This window comes from Curtobacterium sp. NPDC092190, from assembly GCF_044755625.1.
Lineage (GTDB): Bacteria > Actinomycetota > Actinomycetes > Actinomycetales > Microbacteriaceae > Curtobacterium.
In genome coordinates this window covers 417,906-436,723 of sequence record NZ_JBIVRJ010000003.1, presented here as the reverse complement: position 1 = coordinate 436,723, position 18,818 = coordinate 417,906, and the positions used below count along the sequence as shown (strand labels likewise).

Here is an 18,818-nt window from a genome sequence, read left to right as displayed (position 1 = left end):
AAGGTGCCCGTGTCGATCTCGGCCAGAGCTCGGCGTGACGCGATCGTCACGCTCGCGACGACGGTCGGACTCGCGAGCGTCGACGAACTCTCGGAGCGGTTCGGGGTCACGGCATCCACCATCCGCCGGGACCTCGCGACCCTGCAGGAGCAGCGGAAGCTCACCCGGACGTTCGGTGGCGCGATGGCGGTGGCCGCGCACCCCGAGGCGTCGCTGCGGCAGCGGCTCGGTGAGCACTTCGACGCGAAGCGCGACATCGCGCGGCGCGCAGCCGAGGCCGTGCAGCCCGGGACGTCGCTCTTCCTCGACAACGGCTCGACCGTCGCGGCGTTCGCCCATGCGCTCCCGGTGGACGCCGACCTCACCGTCACCACCACCAGCGTCGGGGTCGTCACCGACGTGGCGGACCGCGACGACGTCCGACTCGTCATGCTCGGCGGTGAGTACCGGTCGTTGAGCAACGGCTTCGTCGGACCCCTGACGGAGGCGGCGCTCGAGTACCTGACGTTCGATGCGGCGTACCTCGGCGCCGACGCGGTGTCCCCGGAGCGTGGGATCTGCGAGGCGGACCTCAGTCAGATCCGCCTGAAGGAACTCATCGCTCGTCGTGCGGCAGCGGTGTACGTCCTCGCTGACTCCTCGAAGCTCGCGCAGTCGGAGTTCCACGCCTGGACCCGGCTCGGTGGCGGATGGACCCTCGTCACCGACGACGGCATCGCACCGGACCTCGTCGAGCGCTTCGACACCGCGGACGTCACCGTCGTCACGGCCTGACCGCCCGCACGTCCGAGGACGGGACGCGCCACCACCGGGCGGGCCGTGCTCGCGGAGGTCCGGCGCCCGGCGCGCTAGGGTCGGCGCGTGGGGCTTCGGGAGCGGGACCGATCACGGCAGGTCAACGTCCGGGCACTCGTCGCGATCGCCCTGATCGTCCTGTGGGGCATCGTGCTCGTGGCGACCGGAGTCTTCGACCCCGCACACCAGACCCCGCCGTCCCAGTTCGACCACGACGACGGGATGCTTCCGCCCACAGCAGACGACCGCCGGACCTCTGCCGTCCAGGCTGCCGCGCTGATCGGGTCCTTGCCCGTCGCCGTCCTCGCCCTCTGCATCGCGGCGAGCTCGCTCCGCGTCTGGCGCGAACAGGTGTCGGCGGTCATCGCGACCGGTCTCGCCAGCCTCGCCGCGCTGGCCGCCATCGGCCTCGCCTGGATCGGCGTCGGCACCGTCGTCTTCTTCACCTAGCCGGTGCAGGTGACGGCACCGACGTCGGGGGAGACGGCACCGACGTCGCGTCCCGAGCGGTCGACGTGGCACGGCGATCGTGCCGGTCGTCCGCAGGCCGGCTGACGGACCGGCACCGCGACGACGGACTACAGGCGCGGATCACCGTCGCCGGTCGGCGTCCGGTGGTCCGCGCCTCCCGTCCGCCCCGTCAGGACGACAGGTGCGCTGCCGCACGGACCGGACGGAGTGCGTCACCGGCGGGCGGCGACGCCGCCCGCCGGCCGCCGGCCATCTCCTGCAGGACCCGGTGCACCTGTCGGCTGTAGCCGGACTCGTTGTCGTACCAGACGTACAGCACCGCGTGCTCGGACCCGTCCGCGATCGTGGCGAGCCCGTCCACGATGCCCGCCCGCCGACTGCCGAGCAGGTCCGTCGAGACGACCTCCGGCGACTCGACGTAGTCGATCTGCCGCCGGAGCGGCGAGGTGAGCGAGGCGTCCCGGAGCACCCCGTTCAGCTCGTCGCGTCCGACCGGGTGACCGAGCGTCAGGTGGATGACCGCGAGCGAGACGTTCGGCGTGGGGACGCGGACGGCGCTGCCGGTGAGCCGCCCGCGGAGTTCGGGCAGTGCCTTCTCGGCGGCCTTCGCGGCACCGGTCGCGGTGATCACCATGTTCAGGCCCGCCGCCCGCCCTCGCCGGTCGGCGGGGTGGTAGTTGTCGACCAGGTTCTGGTCGTTCGTGGCGGAGTGCACGGTCTCCACGTGCCCGTGGACGATGCCCCAGGCGTCGGACACGACCTTGAGCACCGGGACGATCGCGTTCGTCGTGCACGAGGCGGCACTCACGACCGGGTCGTCGCCGATGCCGTCGTGGTTGATGCCGTGCACCACGTTCGGCACGTCACCGTTCCCCGGCGCGGTGAGCAGCACGCGGGCCGCTCCGGGAGCCAGCAGGTGCTGCGTCAGGCCCTCGACGTCGCGCCAGCGACCGGTGGTGTCGACGACGATCGCGTCCTCGATGCCGTGCGCGCGGTAGTCGACGGCGTCGGGGGAGTCGGCCGAGATGAACTGCACGAGGGTGCCGTTCGCGGTGATGGTGTCGTGCTCGGTGTCGACGGTCACCGTGCCGGCGAAGGGGCCGTGGATCGAGTCCCGGCGGAGCAGGCTCGCCCGCTTGACCAGGTCGCCGGGCCCGCGACGGCGGACGACGACGGCGCGCAGGGCGAGCGGGGCGTGCTCCCCGGCGCGTTCGAGCAGGATCCGGGCGAGCATCCGACCGATCCGCCCGAACCCGTACAGCACGACGTCGCGTGGGGCGTCGCGGTGCGGTCCGTCCGCCGTGCCGCGGTGCAGGAAGAACTCGTCGGTGAGGAACTCGCGCAGGGTGCTGCCGAGGCGGTCACGTCGGTGGCGGGACGCGAGGTCGCCGAGGTCCACCGACACCGACGACAGTGCCATCGTGTCGAGCTCGGTCAGGATCGCCAGGCTCGTCGCGACCGGCAGTTCGGTCTCGTCGACCCGGCGGCTCGACCGGTGCGCCTTGACGATCCCGATCGGGGACTGCCCCACCAGGGGACGGCCGTGGACGGACGGCACGACGTCGTCCCGCCGGTACAGCCGTCCGATGAGCGGCACCATCGCCTCGGCGGCAGCGAGCTTCTCGTCCCACACCTGCTGCAGGTGCGCACGCTCGGCGGCGGTGGACACCCCGGTCGTGGTCGGGGCGCCGGACGGCATCAGGCGACCTGCCGGACGTCGGCCGTGGCGTGCAGGGCGGCGCGACGCTCGTCGAGGATCGCGGTGAACACCGGGGGCGTGCGGTCGCCGAACCCGGCGAGGAACTCCTCGGTCAGGTCGCACTCCTCGAGCCACGGCCCGGGGTCGACGGCGAAGAGGGCGTCGAGCTGTGCGGCGGTGACGTCGAGCCCGTGCACGTCCAGGTCGTCCAGGTCGGGGAGCAGGCCGACCGGGCTCTCGGCCGCCGGTACGGTGCCCTCGACGCGGCGCGCGATCCACTCGAGCACGCGGGCGTTCTCGCGGAAGCCCGGCCACAGGAAGGCGCCGTCCTCGCCACGCCGGAACCAGTTGACCTGGAACACCGCCGGTGTTCCGGCGCCGAGGCGCTCGCCGATCCGGAGCCAGTGCGCCCAGTGGTCGGCCATGTCGTAGCCGCAGAACGGCAGCATCGCGAAGGGGTCGCGGCGGAGCTCGCCGACGGTGCCCTCGGCTGCGGCGGTCCGCTCGGACGACACCGTCGCACCCATGAACACGCCCTCGGCCCAGGTCGACGCCTGCGCCACGAGCGGGACGTTCGTCGACCGACGACCGCCGAACACGACGGCGTCGACGGGGACGCTGCGCTCCCACCCGTCGGCGAGCGTCGGGACCCGGTCGAGCGCCACCGTGAACCGGGCGTTCGGGTGCGCGGCCGGAGTGCCGCTCGCCGGTGTCCAGTCGGCGCCGGTCCAGTCGACCAGGTGCGCGGGCGGTTCGGGGGTGAGGCCCTCCCACCAGACGTCGCCGTCGTCCGTGAGCGCGACGTTCGTGAAGATCGTGTCCGCGGCGATCGTCTCGACCGCGACGGGGTTCGTGTCTGGGCCGGTCCCGGGCGCGACGCCGAACAGTCCGGCCTCGGGGTTGATCGCGTGCAACCGCCCGTCCGCTCCGGGACGGAGCCAGGCGATGTCGTCGCCGATGGTCTCGACGGACCACCCGGGCAGGGCCGGCTGCAGCATCGCGAGGTTCGTCTTGCCGCAGGCCGAGGGGAACGCGGCGGCGACGTGGACGGCCCGGCCCTCGGGCGAGGTGAGCCGGACGAGCAGCATGTGCTCGGCGAGCCACCCCTCGTCACGACCCATCACCGAGGCGATCCGGAGCGCGAAGCACTTCTTGGCGAGCAGGGCGTTGCCGCCGTACCCGGAGCCGTACGACCAGACCTCGCGGGTCTCCGGGAACTGCACGATGTACTTCGTCGCGTTGCAGGGCCAGGACACGTCCGGCCGCGGGACGCCCTGGTCGTCGCGGAGCGGGTGCCCGACGCTGTGCACGGTCGCGACCCACGGCACGCCGGCGTCGATCGCGCGGAGCACGTCCGCCCCGAGCCGGGTCGTCCTGCCCATGCTGAGGACGACGTAGGCCGAGTCGGTGACCTCGACGCCGAGCTGCGAGATCGGCCCACCCACCGGTCCCATCGAGAACGGCACGACGTACATCGTGCGGCCGCGCATGCTCCCGGCGAACCGCTCCTCGAGCTCGGCGCGCATCGCGGTCGGTTCCCGCCAGTGGTTCGTCGGACCGGCGTCCTCGGGCGTGCGGGAGCAGGTGAACGTGCGCCCCTCGACCCGGGCGACGTCGTCCGGGTCCGACCGGGCGAGGTAGCTGTTCGGTCGGCGTCCCGGGTCGAGGGCGATCAGCTTGCCCTCGTCGACGAGCTGCCGCGTCAGGCGGGCGGTCTCGTCGGCTGACCCGTCGCACCAGACGACCTGGTCCGGGCAGGTGAGGGACGCGATCCGGGCGACCCACGCCTCCAGGGCGACGCGGGGCGAGCCGGGCACGGTGTGCGGTGCGGGACTCGTGTGGTTGGGGTTCGTGATCATCGTCGATCTCCTCGTGATGGGGGACTACCGGCGGGTGGCGGTCGAGCCCTCGGGCTCGACGATGGTGCGGACGGCCTCGGTCGAGATCCGCTCGTCGGCGGGAGCGGAGCCGGGACCGTCTGCGCGAGCCGACGCGCCGTGGTCGTCGGCGGACATCGTCCGCTCGTCGAACGGCGCCGCGCCGGACAGCACCCGCTCGACCTGCTGCTTGTCGATCTGCTTCGTCCACGTCCCGACCAGCACCGTGGCCACGGCGTTCCCGGTGAAGTTCGTCAGCGCGCGGGCCTCGGACATGAACCGGTCGATGCCGACGATCAGGCCGACGCCGTTGACCAGGTCCGGGCGGTGCGCCTGCAGGCCGCCGGCGAGGGTGGCGAGTCCGGCACCGGTCACCCCGGCAGCACCCTTCGACGCGATGATCATGAAGACCAGGAGCGAGATCTGCTCGGGGATGTTCAGCGGCGTGCCGAGGGCGTTCGCGATGAACAGCGAGGACATCGTCAGGTAGATCGCGGTGCCGTCGAGGTTGAACGAGTACCCGGTCGGCACCGTGACGCCGACGACGGGCTTCGAGACGCCGAGGTGCTCCATCTTCGCGATGAGCCGCGGGAGGCTGACCTCGCTGGAGGACGTCGACACGATGAGCAGGTACTCGCGGCCGAGGTACTTCATGAGCCGGAAGATGTTGACGCCGGTCACGACGCGGAGCAGGACACCGAGGACGCCGACGACGAACACGATGCAGGTGATGTAGAACGCGACCATGAGGGTCCCGAGCGCGACGAGCGCCGCGACGCCGGTGGCACCGACCACCGCTGCGATAGCCCCGAACGCGCCGATCGGGGCGGCCCACATGACCATCGCGAGGATGCGGAACACCAGGGCCTGCAGGTGTCGGATGCCGGTGAGGATCGGCGCACCCTTCTCGCCCATCGCCTGCAGCGCGAAGCCGACGAGCAGCGCGACGAACAGGGTCTGGAGGATGCTGCCGCTCGTCAGGGACGACACGAGCGTCGCGGGGATGATCCCGAGCAGGAACCCGGACGTCGAGGACGCGCTCTCCTCGGTGCCGGCGGGCAGCTCGTACGTCGCCTCCGACATGTCGAGCTGGTCGCCGGGGTGGATGAGGTTGCCGACGACGAGGCCGATCGCCAGGGCGAACGTCGACATCGCGACGAAGTAGCCGAGCGCCAACCCGCCGACCTTGCCGACCGTCGCCGCCTTCGCGATGGAGCCGACGCCGAGCACGATCGTGCAGAAGATGACCGGCGCGATCATCATCTTGATCAGCGCGATGAAGCCGTCGCCGATCGGCTTGAGTCCGACGGCGAGGTCGGGGGCCGTCAGGCCGACCACGATGCCGGCGAGCACGGCCACGATGACCGCGATGTAGAGCCAGTGCGAGCGATCCAGACCGCGTCGCCGTGGGCGGGCGGTGGTCGAGTGCGTCGATGCCATGCGACTTCCTTGTCGTCAGGACCGGGAGCGGCGTCGCTCCGGTCGGTTCGTCCTCGGGGGAACGGACACACCCTCGCGCGGAGCGACCCGCGGCGGCGACTTGTGTTCACAACGTTCACGGGGAGGCTGCGCGGACGGGCCCCCGTGCGCGAGGATGGGTCGTCCCGCAACGGAGCGAGGAGGCAGCTCAGTGGTACCCCGTCGGTGGAGCATCGCCGCGCGACTCTTCGCGCTGCAGCTGCTGTTCGTCGTGGTCGGGGTGGCGGTCGGTGGCGTCTGGAGCTGGACCTCGGCGCGAGCCGACCTCGAGGCGGACGCGGCCGAGAAGTCCACCGCCGTCGCGGTGTCGATCGCCCGGAACCCGTTCGTGGTCCAGCAGGCGACCACCGCGGACCCGTCCGAGCGCCTCGAGCCGTACGCGCTCGACCTGATGCGCCGCACCCACACGGACTTCATCACGATCATGGCGCCCGACCGGACCCGGTGGACGCACCCCGACCGGTCGGAGCTCGGCCGGCCGTTCCGCGGTACGGTCCAGCCGGCGCTCGACGGCCGGACCTTCACCGAGACGTCCACCGGGACGCTCGGCCCCTCGGTGCGGGCCGTCACGCCGATCACCGACGACGACGGCCGGATCGTCGGGCTGGTCGCCGCCGGGGTCACCGTGGCGAACATCTCGAGTGCCCTCGTGCCGCGACTCACGTCGGTCGTCCTGCTCGGCCTGGCGGTGGTCGCGGTGTCCGCGTTGTTCTCGTGGTTGCTCAGCCGGTACCTCGGTCGGGTCACCGCGGGACGGGGCCCGGAGGAGCTCGCGCGGGTCTTCGCGTCCTACGAGGGCGTGCTCCACTCGGTGCACGAGGGGCTCGTGGTCGTCGACCGGTCGGGCGCGGTCGTCCTGCACAACGACCGTGCAGCGGAGCTGCTGCACCTGCCGGCGCCGGCCGAACGCCAGGATCCGGTGCCGCTGGCGGCGCTCGACGTGCCGGACGCCCTCCGGACCCTGCTCGCATCGGGCGACCGTGCCGTGGACGAGACGTACGCCACGAGCGACCGGGTGCTCGTGGTGAACCAGGAGATGGCGTTCCCGCGGGGGGCGACCCGGCCGGTCGGCACCGTCGCGACCATCCGCGACCAGACCGACCTGCTGCACCTGTCCGGCGAGCTCGCCGCCACCAGGACGCTCACCGATGCGCTGCGGTCGCAGACGCACGAGTTCGCCAACCGCCTGCACACCGTCGTCGCGCTGCTGGAGCTCGGTCGGGTCGACGAGGCGATCCGGTTCGCCGCACACGAGATCGACCGGCACAGCGAGGTCGAGCGGCACGGCGAGACCGAGCGGCACGGCGAGACCGACCGGCGGCACGGCGAGACCGACCGGCGCAGCGGGACCGACGCGTCCGGCGAGAGCGACCCGTGCGCCGACCCGGCGCACACCGAGCCCGAGGTGCTCGACGCCCTCCTCGCCGCCAAGCGGGCACAGGCCGGCGAGCGCGGTGTCGACCTGGTCGCCGACACGAGCGGGCTGCTCGACCCCGTCCCGGCCGCACCCGCCGACGTGGTCACCGTGCTCGGCAACCTCGTGGACAACGCCGTCGACGCCGTCGCCGGTTCCCCGCAGGGCCCGGACCGCGGCCGCGTCGAGGTCGTCGTCGCCGCAGCCGGCGGGACCGTCCGGCTCGTCGTCCGCGACGACGGACCGGGCATCGCCGACGTCGACGCCGTCTACGAGCGCGGGTGGTCGACGAAGCAGTCCGGTCCCGAGGGACGCGGCATCGGCCTCGACCTCGTGCGCGCCACCCTCGCCCGCATCGGCGGTGAGGTCGCCGTGACCACGGGACCGGACGGCAGCACGTTCACCGTCGAGATCACCACCGGGCGGGTGCCCTCGTGACCGCGCCCATCCGGGTCCTCATCGTCGAGGACGAGCCGCTGACCGCCGAGGCGCACACGGCCTACGTGTCGCGCCTCGAGGGCTTCGCCGTGGTCGGCACCGTGGGGACCGGTCGGGCGATGCTCGCCGCGGTCGCTGCGGAGCGACCGGACCTCGTGCTGCTCGACCTGAACCTGCCGGACGCCCACGGCCTGCAGCTCGTCCGCACGCTGCGAGCCGCCGGTTCCGCCGTCGACGTCGTCGCGGTGACCGCGGCACACGACGTCCAGGCGGTGCGGAACGCGATCGCCCTCGGGGTCGTGCAGTACCTCGTCAAGCCCTTCAGCTTCCGGTCGTTCGCCGACCGGATGACGTCGTACCGCGAGTTCCGGCGCGGGTTCGAGGACCGTCGTGCCCTCACGCAGGCCGACATCGACCAGCGGCTCGGGACGCTCCGTCCGGTCGCGCCCGCCGACCACGAGAAGGGCATCGCCCCGGAGACGCTCGAGGTGGTGCGCGACGCACTGCTGCAGCGGTCCGACGGTGGTTCGGCATCCGAGGTCGCCGAGGCGACCGGGCTGTCGCGGGTCACCGTCCGGCGGTACCTCGAGCACCTGGCCGCCGCCGGGCAGGTCGGCAAGGACGTCCGCCACCGCGGGCAAGGACGGCCGGAGTACGAGTACCGCTGGTTGCGCTGATCGGCGCGCTGCGGGCGTGCGACGTGCGGCGTACCGGACGGGAGGCACGGTGCGGGCCGGCACCGCGCCTCCCGTCCGTGGTCCGGTCGCCCCGGCAGCGGGGTCAGCGTGCGCGGGCCGTGCCCGCGTCGGCACCTGCTCCGGTCCGGTCCTGCCGGAACCACTGCAGGAGCTCCCGCACCGCGGCGAGGTCCGGTGCCCCGCCGTGGTCGTCCGGCAGGAAGTCGAGGTCGTCGAAGGTGGTGCGGTGACCGGGCACCGCGGCGCGCTGCAGGGTGGTCTCGGCCGCGTAGCCCATCGACCAGTCCGGGAACTGCCGTGCGGGCACCTGTTCCTCGAGCAGCACGGTGACCTGGTCGTGGCGCGGGTCCTCGGCGATGTACGCCATCTTCTCGCGGACCGCCGTGGCGGGCCCCTCGAGCAGCTGCAGGAACCGGTGGTCGCGGAACAGCAGCAGGCCGGTCACGCCGGCGCGGGCGTTCGCGCTGCGGGCGTGCGCCAGCAGGTCGTCGAGGTCGTCGAGTCCGAAGCCGACGACCGCGCGGCTGGCGTAGACGAGCGACAGCAGCGCGCCGTCACCCGGGGTCTGCGTCGGTTCCGATGAGGGCTGCACGGGTCCACTCAACCCGCGCGAGCCGAGAGCCGACCCGGTGACCGGGCGGTGACGTCCCCCGGTTCCCTGTGACCGACGTCGTGCCGCTCTCTACGGTGGAGCGATGCGAGAAGAGCTCGAGGCGGTCCTGCAGGCACACCGCGTCACGCCACTGCCCGACGGCGTGGACCGTGCCAGTGCCTGCGACCCGGAGCTGCCGAGCGCGGAGATCGTCGGGTGGGCGACCCTCGTCGTGGCCGGGGTGCCGCTGTCGGCGTCCGAGCAGGACCGGCTCGCGGACACCGCAGCGAACGCGTTCGCCCTGATCGCGGTGCTCCCCGTGGGCGCCCGACCGTACTTCGCCCGGCTCGGGCTGATCGCGACCCTGGCGTCGGCGCTCGCCGTGGGAGCGCCCGCTCCGCGCTAGTCCCTCGCCGCGCCCGCGTCCGCCGAGTGCGTGACTAGGCTCAGCACGTGCGGTCCGCGGGTGGTTCCCGGAAGGGCCGTCGGGCCGGACGGGCAGAGAGCAGGAGACCACGTGGCGCGAGCGACGAGCATCCGCGACGTGGCGGCCGAGGCCGGGGTGTCGATCACGACGGTGTCGCATGCGCTGAGCGGCAAGGGCACCGTGAGTGCCCGGACGCGCCTCCGGGTCGAGGAAGCGGTCGAACGGCTCGGGTACGCGCCGAACCCGATCGCCCGTGCCATGCGGACCGACCGACGGGCGGTCCTGGGGTTCGTGTCCGAGGAGATCGCGTCGACCCCGTACGCGGGCAAGATCATCGTCGGGGCGCAGGCCGAGGCGGCCGCGCACGACCACGTCCTGATGATCGTCGACATCGCAGCCGGGGAGTTCGACGACCCGCGCATCGACGCCCTGATCCAGCGGCGGGTCGACGCGGTGGTGTTCGCCTCGGCGTCGAACCGGGTCATCCGGCTGCCGCGGTCGCTCGACCCGGCCCGGACGGTGCTGCTCGACGCGTTCGACCCCGCTGCTCCGGTGCCGTCGGTGGTGCCCGACGAGCAGGACATCGCCGCGACGGCGGTCCGCGCGTTGCTCGCGGCGGGGCACCGGCGCATCGCGCACCTGACGGTCGAGGGCGCCGGTCCCGCCGTGACCGGCCGGGTCGAGGGGTACGAGCGGACCCTGGTGGAGGCCGGCGGCACCCCCGTGGTGGTCCGCGCGGTCGGCGAGGTCGCGGATGCCGCAGCGGGCTTCCGGGCGGCGACGGAGCTGTTCGGACCGGTACCGGAGGCAGCCGGCGACCGCGCCGCCGAGCGCCCGACCGCGGTGTTCGCCTTCAACGACCAGATGGCGATGGGGGTCTACCAGGTCGCGGAGGAGCGGGGCATGCGGATCGGCCGTGACCTGTCGGTCGTCGGCATCGACGACCTGCAGCTCGTGGCCGCCGCCCTGCGTCCGGGCCTGACGACCGTCGCGCTCCCGCACGCGCAGATGGGTCGTGCGGCGGTCCGCCGTGCGCTCGAGCAGACGGGAGCGCTGACCGCACCGCCGACGCCGCGTGCCGGGGTCGAGCGGCTCCGCGGAGAGCTCGTCGTCCGCGACTCGATCGGACCGGTAACCGTTACTCGTTCGTGACCCGCGCCCGTGGCGAGCGGTCGGCCCCTGTGTGATGCTCTTCCTCAACACAAAACGATTTGGGTTTGTGCGAGTGAAAGGTCGAAGTAATGAGGCTTCGTAAGGGCATCGCCGTCGCCGCCGCGCTCGCGGTCGGGACCGGCTTGACGCTGACCGGCTGCAGCGCCGGAGGATCCGCATCGTCCGACGGCACGGTCACGATCTCCGGTGGCTTCACCGGTGCGCAGGCCACGGCGTTCCAGAAGGACCTGGACACGTGGGCCGAGGGCCAGGGCATCACGGTCAAGTACTCGGGCAGCGACAGCTTCCAGACGTCGATCGTCACGCAGGTGAAGGGCGGCCAGGCCCCCGACGTCGCGATCTTCCCCCAGCCCGGCGTGCTCAAGTCCCTCATCAGCCAGGGCATCCAGCCGCTCGACGACCTCGTGGACGTCAAGAGCGTCACCGCGGACGAGGCGAACGGCCTCGCCGACATCGCGAAGGTCAACGGCAAGACGTACGGCCTGCCCTACAACATCAACGTGAAGTCGCTCGTCTGGTACGACCCGGCCGCGTTCGAGGCCGAGGGGTACGAGGTCCCGAAGACCGACGCCGAGCTCACCGCGCTGCAGGAGAAGATCATCAAGGACGGCTCCGGCTACCCGTGGTGCGTCGGCATCGCGTCGCAGGGCTCGAACGGCTGGCCGATGACGGACTGGCTCGAGGAGTACGTGCTCCGCTACGGCGGCCTCGAGAAGTACGACGACTGGATCACCCACGAGGTGAAGTTCGACTCGCCCCTGGTCAAGCAGGCCGCGGGCAAGGTCGAGTCGATGATCTTCGCCGACGGCGCGGTCAACGGCGGCGGCAAGGCCATGGCGTCCACCGACTTCGGCGCGGCGGGCAACAACCTGTTCGTCGACGGCGGCAAGTCGGCGGGGCAGTGCTACATGATGCGCCAGGGCACCTTCATCACCGGCAACTTCCCGGCCGCGATCCAGGAGCAGATCGCGAAGGGCGACACGACGAACGTGAACGCCTTCCCGCTCCCGACGCCCGAGGGTGCCGCGACCTCCGGCACGCTCGGCGGTGGTGACCTGGTCGCCGCGTTCAAGACGGACGACGACACGAAGAAGGTCGTCGACTACCTGGTCGGCAAGGAGTTCGGCACGAACGGCTACGCCAAGAACTGGTCGGCCGCGCTCTCGCCGCACAACGACTTCCCGGCGTCCGAGTACACCAGCCCGTTCCAGAAGGTCGCGCAGCAGGCCGTGAAGGACTCGAAGGTGTTCGGCTTCGACGCCTCCGACCAGATGCCCGGAGCCGTCGGTGCCGGTACCGAGTGGACGAACCTGACGGCCTGGACCGCGGGTCAGCAGTCACTCGACCAGACGCTCAAGGCCATCGACGACTCCTGGCCGTCGCAGTAACACCCTCCACCTGCGCCGTGGCGGTGCCGACCGGCGCCGCCACGGCCGTCGGCGCCTGCACGCCGCGACGACACACCCCGACAACGAAGTGAGGTGACCCCTCGTGCAGCAAGTCCTCAGCGTCCTCGTCTCCGTCATCGGCGGACTGGCCGTCTCGTTCCTGATCTACCTCGGGCTGAACTTCCTGGTCTCGAAGACGCACGGCAAGTGGCACGGTCGACTGCTGCCCTACGTCTTCATCGGGCCGGTCCTGCTCCTCCTGCTCGTCTTCCTGGTCGTCCCGACGGTGCAGACGGTCATCCAGAGCCTGCAGAAGACGGACCAGTACGGGCTGACGTCCTTCGGCGGCCTCGACAACTACGTCTCGCTCTTCTCGACGCCGTCGTTCCTGTCGACCCTGTTCAACAACCTGCTCTGGATCATCGTCGTCCCGGCGGTGGTGGTCGTGATCGGCCTGCTCGTGGCGACCCTGGCGGACCGCCTCGGGCCGAAGCGCGAGAAGACGTTCAAGTCCCTGATCTTCCTGCCGATGTCGGTGAGCTTCATCGCGGCCGCGTCGATGTGGTCGTTCGTGTACGCGTACAACGCACCGGGACAGCCCCAGGTCGGCCTGCTCAACGGCATCTGGACCGCGATCACGCACCAGAACCCGATCCCGTGGCTGCAGAACGACTTCCTGCGCATGAACAGCTTCCTGCTCATGGCGGTCGTGATCTGGCTGAACGCCGGCTACGCGATGGTCCTGCTCTCCGCGGCGATCAAGGCCGTGCCCGAGGAGACGATCGAGGCGGCACGCATCGACGGTGCCAGCGAGCGGCAGGCGTTCTTCCGTGTGATCGCTCCCCAGATCCGCACGACCATCATCGCCGTCGGCATCACGGTCCTCATCACGGTGATGAAGATCTTCGACATCGTCTTCGCGATGACCAACGGGCAGTTCGACACGAACGTGCTCGGCGTCGAGTTCTACTCGCAGTTCTTCGCGTTCAACAACCCCGGGAAGGCGTCCGCCGTGGTCGTCATCCTCATCCTCGCCGTGGTGCCCGTCATCGTGTACCAGGTGCGGACCTACCGCGAACAGGAGGCCCTCCGATGACCGAGATCGTCCCGGTGGCCGGAGCCCCGGAGATCGTCGCGACGAAGCGCGAACGGGTCACGAAGACCAGCGCCGAGCAGCGTCCCCGCGTCCTGCTGAGCATCGTCATGGGCGTCATCGCCGTGCTCTGGATGGTGCCGGCGATCGGCCTGCTCGTCACGAGCTTCCGCACGACGACCGCCGCCCAGAGCACCGGGTGGTGGACCGTCTTCGGGAACCTGTTCGGTACGGAGTGGACCCTCGACAACTACTCGAACGCGCTGACGGGGGCGACCTCGGGGACCGGGCAGAGCCTGGCGGCCGAGTTCCTCAACAGCGTCGCCGTCGCGGTCCCGGCCACGATCCTGCCGCTCATGATCTCCGCGTTCGCGGCCTACGCGTTCACGTTCCTGCAGTTCCGGTTCAAGGAGTTCTACTTCGCGGTCATCGTCGGGCTGCTCGTGGTGCCCGTGCAGATCTCGCTGATCCCGGTCCTGCAGCTGTACAAGACGATCACGCAGGCGACCGGGCTGCAGATCACCGGCACATTCCCGGCGGCGTGGATCGTGCACTCGGCGTTCGCGCTCCCGCTCTGCATCTACATCCTGCGGAACTACATGTCGACGCTCCCGGTCGCGCTCATCGAGGCCGCCCGCGTCGACGGCGCGTCGCACTTCCAGATCTTCTGGCGGCTCGCGGTCCCGATGTCGGTGCCGGCGCTGGCGTCGTTCGCGATCTTCCAGTTCCTCTGGGTCTGGAACGACTACCTCGTCGCGTACATCTTCATCGGCAACACGAACCCCGTGCTGCAGCAGGGCCTGCTCGGGCTGCTCGGACAGTACGGGTCGGGCTGGAACCTGGTCGCGGCCGGCTCGTTCATCGTGCTGATCGTGCCCCTCGTGGTGTTCCTGTCGCTCCAGCGCTTCTTCGTCCGTGGCCTCACCGCGGGGTCGGTCAAGTGAGCACGGAGACGGCGACGCAGTCCGACGTGCCGGCGACGGAGCGCACCTGGACCGAGCCAGCAGCCGACGGCGCCACGATCCGGCGCCCGCGGCAGCACTTCACGCCCGCCCGCAACTGGATGAACGACCCGAACGGCCTGGTCGTCCACGACGGCCGGTACCACCTCTACTTCCAGCACAACCCGGACGGGATCGACCACGGCACGGTCGGCTGGGGGCACGCGTCGAGCACCGACCTGCTCACGTGGACCGAGCACGAGGTGGCGCTCGAGGCCGACGCGGACGGGCAGGTCTTCTCGGGCTCCGTGGTGTTCGACGCGGAGAACACGAGCGGGCTCGGATCGGCCGAGCAGCCGCCGCTGGTCGCGATCTGGACGCAGGCCGCCGAGACCGAGCAGTCGCAGGCCCTCGCCTCCAGCACCGACGGCGGGTACCGGTGGTTGAAGTACCCGGGGAACCCGGTGCTGCGCCGCGGCTCCGCCGACTTCCGCGACCCGAAGGTGTTCCGGTACGAGGGCACGGACGGACCCTGCTGGATCATGGTCGCCGTCGAGGCCCAGGACCGCCAGGTGCTCGTGCACCGGTCGACCGACCTGCGCACCTGGACCCTCGTGTCGACCTACGGTCCCGCCGGTCCGGTCGGTGGCGTCTGGGAGTGCCCGGACCTCTTCCCCCTGACCGTCGACGGCGACCCCGACCGCGTGGTCTGGGTGCTGCTGGTCAGCCTCAACCCCGGCGGGGTCGCGGGCGGATCCGGTACGCACGTCGTGCTCGGGCAGTTCGACGGGGAGCGGTTCGTCCCGGACGAGCCGCTCCCCGCCGAGACCCGGTCGCCGGACGGGTCCTGGCGGCAGCAGTCCACCGAGGAGCTCGCGACGTACCGCTGGCTCGACCACGGTCCCGACTCGTACGCCGGCGTGACCTTCTCCGGTACGGGCCTCCGAGACCGGACGCTCGTCGCGTGGATGGACAACTGGGACTACGCGAAGGACCTGCCGACCACGCCGTGGCGCGGCGCGATGACCGCTGCTCGGGCCCTCGGTCTGACCGAGCGGGACGGACGCCTCGAGCTGGTGCAGCGGATCGTCGGCCCGACCGGTGCCGTGGACACGGTGCTTCGTCACGACGACGACGCGGCGAGCACCCACGAGCTCCCGGGACTCGTCCGCGTCGAGGTCGTGATCACGCTGCGCGGACCCGACGGTGTGGTCCGTTTGGAGCTCGACGACGCCGACGGCCGACGTCGGCTCGGCCTGCGCTACGACGCCGCCGACGCCTCGCTCCGGCTCGACCGTCCCGCCGTGCCGGGGCTCCCGGCGTCGTTCGGACGGCACGTGGCGTCGACGGTGCGACCGGAGGGCGACCGCGTCGCGCTCACCCTGTGGTTCGACGAGTCGTCGGTCGAGGTCTCGTCGGGTGCCGGCACCGGCTCGATGACGGCGCTGCTCGCCGGGTCGGCGACCGACGCACGCCGTCGCCTGCTGGTGGACCCCGGGCCGCACGCGGTCACCGTGACGGCATCCGCCGACGCGGACGAGACGACCCCGGTCGGCTGACCCGACGCCGTGCCGGACGGGAGGCCCGTGGCGAAGCCGCCACGGGCCTCCCGTCCGGCACCCGGTCCGGTCAGCGCGCGGTGCCCCGCTCCTGCTCGCCCGTCGCACGGTCCGGTGCGTCCGGCGCGTCGCGCCGTCGACCGCGCAGCAGGTCCGCCGACCGGATGAGGCGCAGCGACGTCACCAGCACGACACCGCCGAGCACGTTGAACACGAGCACGTAGCCGAACCAGGCGGCCCACTGGCCGTACGTGATCGACGCCCCCGCCTGGATGGCGCCGAAGACCAGCAGCGAGTCCAGGATCGAGTGGAAGAGCTGCAGACCGGCCAGCAGGAAGCCACCGGCGATCGCCGCGACGAGCTTCGCCGGGTCCGAGTCGGTGCCCTGCTGCATGCGGGTCACGAGGGTGATCGTGCTCCCACCGAGCACGGCGAGCACCGCGGTCTGCAGTCCGAAGGGGGCGTCGACGTAGTGCCGGGCGGACTCCTCGAGCACCGTGTGCCACTGCGGGAACGCCTGGACGACGAGCCACATCACGACCCAACCGCCGGCGAGGTTGCTGACCAGCGTCCCCGCCCAGAGCCGGACGAGCTGCCACACCGTGCCCTCCCGGGCGACGAGCGCCACGATCGGCACGAGGAAGTTCTCGGTGAAGAGCTCGCTGTGCGCCAGGTACAGCGCGACGAGCCCGATGCTGAAGGCGAGGCCCGCGAGCAGGTGGCTGTCGGTCTCGTGCAGGACGGCCAGGTACCCCATCACGCCGAGCCCGATCTCCAGGCCGCCGGCGAACCCGGTCGCGAGCACCACCCGCAGGGTCCGCTGCAGGCGTTCGGCCCCCTCGTCGACCACCGCGTCGAAGGACTCCTCGATCTCGTCCTCGACCGGGGCGTCGTTGTCGCCGACCTCGCGGCGTCGTTCGTCCGTCACCGGTCCGACGGTAGCCCCGGACCCGCTGGGAGCCGACGACGGTGCGGTTCCGGGCTCAGCGGACGCGCACCGACGTCGTGCCGATGCCGACGTTGCCGTGCCCGTCGAGGGCGTAGACGGTGATCTTCCAGGCACCCGGGGCGGTCGGGGCGCTGATCCGCAGGGTTCCGTCGGCGGCGCGGACGACGGGCGTCGGGCGCTGTGCGCCGTTGCCGTCGAGGTACCGGCTCGACGTGGCAGCGCGCCACGTGACGGCGTCCCCGTCGGGGTCGGTCGTCGGGGCGGTGATCGACAGGGTCGCACCGGGCGCGACACCGGAGGACGGGGTCACGGTGGTGCTCCCCACGTCGGGCGGTCGGTTGCCCGCGACCGTCCCGCGGTACGCCTGCTGCACCGCGTACCAGGACGCCCGCTTGAGTCCGCCGGTGCGCAGGTTCAGCCACACGCCGGGCTCGTCGTCCTCGACGCCGTAGTGGAACATCGTCGCGCCGAGGGCGACCCCCGGCGCTGCCGTCACCGCACGCCACGCGTCGGTGTACGCCTGGGCCGCGGCGGTGTCCGTCGGCTGACGCGGGACGCCGTTCGCGTCGGTCGGGACCTCCCACGAACCCGCGGGGCCGGTCTCCGTCACCAGGTAGGGCTTCGTGTAGCCGCCGTCGCGCCACGCCTGCTGCACCCAGCCGATGCCGCCGTACGAGTTGACCGCGTAGAGGTCGAGGCTCGGCGTGTACCGGTGGTAGTAGCTCCAGGCACCGGTCCAGGCGTCCGTGGAGGTCACCGGGTGGGACGGGTCGACGCGGTGGATCGCCTGCACGACCCGCTCGACGTACTGCGCGTACGCGACGCGCTGCGCCTCGCCCTGGCCGAGCATGACCTCGTTGCCGACGTCCCACACGAGGACCCCGCCGTGATCGCGGTACGTCGTCACGGTCCTCGTGATGCTCGCGAGCGTCGCGTCCTTGTACGCGGAGTCGTGCACGTAGTCGACGCCCTGGTCGAGCCAGAGCCCGGCGACGACCCGCATGCCCCGCGCCCGCGCGGCGTCGAACAGCTGCGCCGAGGACGCATCGGTGCCCCAGGTGCGGACGGTGTTGACGCCCATGGCGCCGACGTCGTCGAGGTACGTCGGCGCCTCGGCGTTCGACGGGCCGTACGTGACGCCCCGGACGAGCCAGGGCTTCCCGTCGACGGTGAGTTGCCAGTTCCCCTGCGTGCCGGTGACGCGCACCCCCGCCGCCGGCATCAGCGTCGGGGTCGGCATCAGCGGCGGGGTCGGTGTCGGCGTCGCGCTCGGTGTGGTCGTCACCGGTGTCCCGTAGACCCGGAACTCCCACAGCGAGTAGCCGTGACCGGTCGCACGCTGCACACCGAGCATCCGGACGTACCGGCCCGTGCCGGACACCGCCTTGCGCTCGACACCGCCCCTGCCGGACGAGGTACTTGCGAGGGTGCTCCAGGTCTTCGCGTCCGACGACACCTGGAGCCGGTACGCCTTCGCGTACGCCGTCTCCCACCGCAGGTCGATCCGCTCGAGTCGCGCCGCCGCACCGAGGTCGACACGCAGCCACTGCGCGTCCGACCGCGCGCTCGCCCAACGGGTGCCCGCGCGTCCGTCGACCGCCATCTGCGGACCACGGGACGCGGCGTCGCTCGACGAGGCGACGGCCGGGCGGCCCTTCGAGAGCTGAGCGGGTGCGGCGCTGGCCGCCGGTGCCCGGACCGTCACCAGCACCACCGCGAGCAGGACGACGGCGACGATGGAAGCGATGAGTCGGACGGCCGTCGTGGCGGTCCGGCCGTGGGTGGTGGTGACGCGCATCGGGCCCCTTCCGATCGAGACCCGGCA

Annotated in this window: 16 protein-coding genes; 10 read left to right on the top strand and 6 right to left on the bottom strand. The window is 71.8% G+C overall.

From position 1 onward, the window contains the following. The first annotated feature begins 3 nt into the window (after positions 1–3). Together ACIQFY_RS09860 and ACIQFY_RS09855 are read left to right on the top strand one after the other, a co-directional pair. Positions 4–774: a DeoR/GlpR family DNA-binding transcription regulator gene (locus ACIQFY_RS09860; RefSeq protein ID WP_400339720.1), complete on the top strand. Its 771-nt coding sequence runs from the start codon at positions 4–6 to the stop codon at positions 772–774. 87 nt (positions 775–861) lie between these two features. After that, positions 862–1,245: a hypothetical protein gene (locus ACIQFY_RS09855; RefSeq protein ID WP_400339717.1), complete on the top strand. Its 384-nt coding sequence runs from the start codon at positions 862–864 to the stop codon at positions 1,243–1,245. A gap of 190 nt (positions 1,246–1,435) precedes the next feature. On the opposite strand, the gene ACIQFY_RS09850 is transcribed toward ACIQFY_RS09855, so the two are convergent. Genes ACIQFY_RS09850 through ACIQFY_RS09840 form a run of 3 tightly spaced genes read right to left on the bottom strand, consistent with a single transcriptional unit; the run spans position 1,436 to position 6,282 of the window. Further along, positions 1,436–2,965 carry a glyceraldehyde-3-phosphate dehydrogenase gene (locus ACIQFY_RS09850; protein WP_400339715.1) on the bottom strand — a complete coding sequence of 510 codons (1,530 nt, stop codon included), beginning with the start codon at positions 2,963–2,965 and terminating at the stop codon, positions 1,436–1,438. After that, positions 2,965–4,824: a phosphoenolpyruvate carboxykinase (GTP) gene (locus ACIQFY_RS09845; RefSeq protein ID WP_400339713.1), complete on the bottom strand. Its 1,860-nt coding sequence runs from the start codon at positions 4,822–4,824 to the stop codon at positions 2,965–2,967. Before ACIQFY_RS09845 ends, ACIQFY_RS09850 begins: the two co-directional genes overlap by 1 nt. A gap of 24 nt (positions 4,825–4,848) precedes the next feature. Then, entirely contained in the window at positions 4,849–6,282 is a 1,434-nt protein-coding gene (locus ACIQFY_RS09840; RefSeq protein ID WP_400339710.1) for a cation:dicarboxylate symporter family transporter, read from the bottom strand. A 190-nt stretch (positions 6,283–6,472) separates the two neighbouring features. On the opposite strand from ACIQFY_RS09840, the gene ACIQFY_RS09835 reads away from it, so the two are divergent. Beyond that, positions 6,473–8,173 carry an ATP-binding protein gene (locus tag ACIQFY_RS09835; RefSeq protein WP_326495587.1) on the top strand — a complete coding sequence of 567 codons (1,701 nt, stop codon included), beginning with the start codon at positions 6,473–6,475 and terminating at the stop codon, positions 8,171–8,173. After that, on the top strand, positions 8,170–8,850 hold the full coding sequence (locus ACIQFY_RS09830) for a response regulator (protein ID WP_400339707.1): 681 nt from the start codon (positions 8,170–8,172) through the stop codon (positions 8,848–8,850). The genes ACIQFY_RS09835 and ACIQFY_RS09830 overlap by 4 nt, the downstream gene beginning before the upstream one ends. Before the next feature lie 103 nt (positions 8,851–8,953). Here ACIQFY_RS09830 and ACIQFY_RS09825 read toward each other — a convergent pair whose 3' ends face one another. Then, positions 8,954–9,463: a BLUF domain-containing protein gene (locus ACIQFY_RS09825; RefSeq protein ID WP_066652328.1), complete on the bottom strand. Its 510-nt coding sequence runs from the start codon at positions 9,461–9,463 to the stop codon at positions 8,954–8,956. A 103-nt stretch (positions 9,464–9,566) separates the two neighbouring features. Here ACIQFY_RS09825 and ACIQFY_RS09820 point away from each other — a divergent pair, with 103 nt between their 5' ends. The 6 genes from ACIQFY_RS09820 (at position 9,567) to ACIQFY_RS09795 (ending at position 16,044) form a co-directional block, all read left to right on the top strand. Then, positions 9,567–9,869 carry a hypothetical protein gene (locus ACIQFY_RS09820; protein WP_066652329.1) on the top strand — a complete coding sequence of 101 codons (303 nt, stop codon included), beginning with the start codon at positions 9,567–9,569 and terminating at the stop codon, positions 9,867–9,869. 111 nt (positions 9,870–9,980) lie between these two features. Further along, the gene (locus tag ACIQFY_RS09815; RefSeq protein WP_400339702.1) at positions 9,981–11,042 is read left to right on the top strand and encodes a LacI family DNA-binding transcriptional regulator; all 1,062 of its coding nucleotides are present in this window, start codon (positions 9,981–9,983) and stop codon (positions 11,040–11,042) included. Positions 11,043–11,131: 89 nt separating this feature from the next. Next, entirely contained in the window at positions 11,132–12,451 is a 1,320-nt protein-coding gene (locus ACIQFY_RS09810) for an ABC transporter substrate-binding protein (RefSeq protein ID WP_400339700.1), read from the top strand. 103 nt (positions 12,452–12,554) lie between these two features. Further along, positions 12,555–13,547 carry a carbohydrate ABC transporter permease gene (locus tag ACIQFY_RS09805; protein ID WP_066652333.1) on the top strand — a complete coding sequence of 331 codons (993 nt, stop codon included), beginning with the start codon at positions 12,555–12,557 and terminating at the stop codon, positions 13,545–13,547. After that, positions 13,544–14,488 (top strand): carbohydrate ABC transporter permease, encoded by a 945-nt coding sequence (locus ACIQFY_RS09800; protein ID WP_209683910.1) that lies wholly within the window; start codon positions 13,544–13,546, stop codon positions 14,486–14,488. Before ACIQFY_RS09805 ends, ACIQFY_RS09800 begins: the two co-directional genes overlap by 4 nt. Next, the gene (locus ACIQFY_RS09795) at positions 14,485–16,044 is read left to right on the top strand and encodes a glycoside hydrolase family 32 protein (RefSeq protein ID WP_400339695.1); all 1,560 of its coding nucleotides are present in this window, start codon (positions 14,485–14,487) and stop codon (positions 16,042–16,044) included. The genes ACIQFY_RS09800 and ACIQFY_RS09795 overlap by 4 nt, the downstream gene beginning before the upstream one ends. Before the next feature lie 70 nt (positions 16,045–16,114). On the opposite strand, the gene ACIQFY_RS09790 is transcribed toward ACIQFY_RS09795, so the two are convergent. After that, complete coding sequence (locus ACIQFY_RS09790; RefSeq protein ID WP_400339692.1) at positions 16,115–16,972, bottom strand: formate/nitrite transporter family protein; 858 nt, start codon at positions 16,970–16,972, stop codon at positions 16,115–16,117. A 55-nt stretch (positions 16,973–17,027) separates the two neighbouring features. Continuing rightward, positions 17,028–18,791, bottom strand: a complete 1,764-nt coding sequence (locus ACIQFY_RS09785) for a discoidin domain-containing protein (protein WP_326495595.1) — start codon at positions 18,789–18,791, stop codon at positions 17,028–17,030. Positions 18,792–18,818 lie beyond the last annotated feature (27 nt).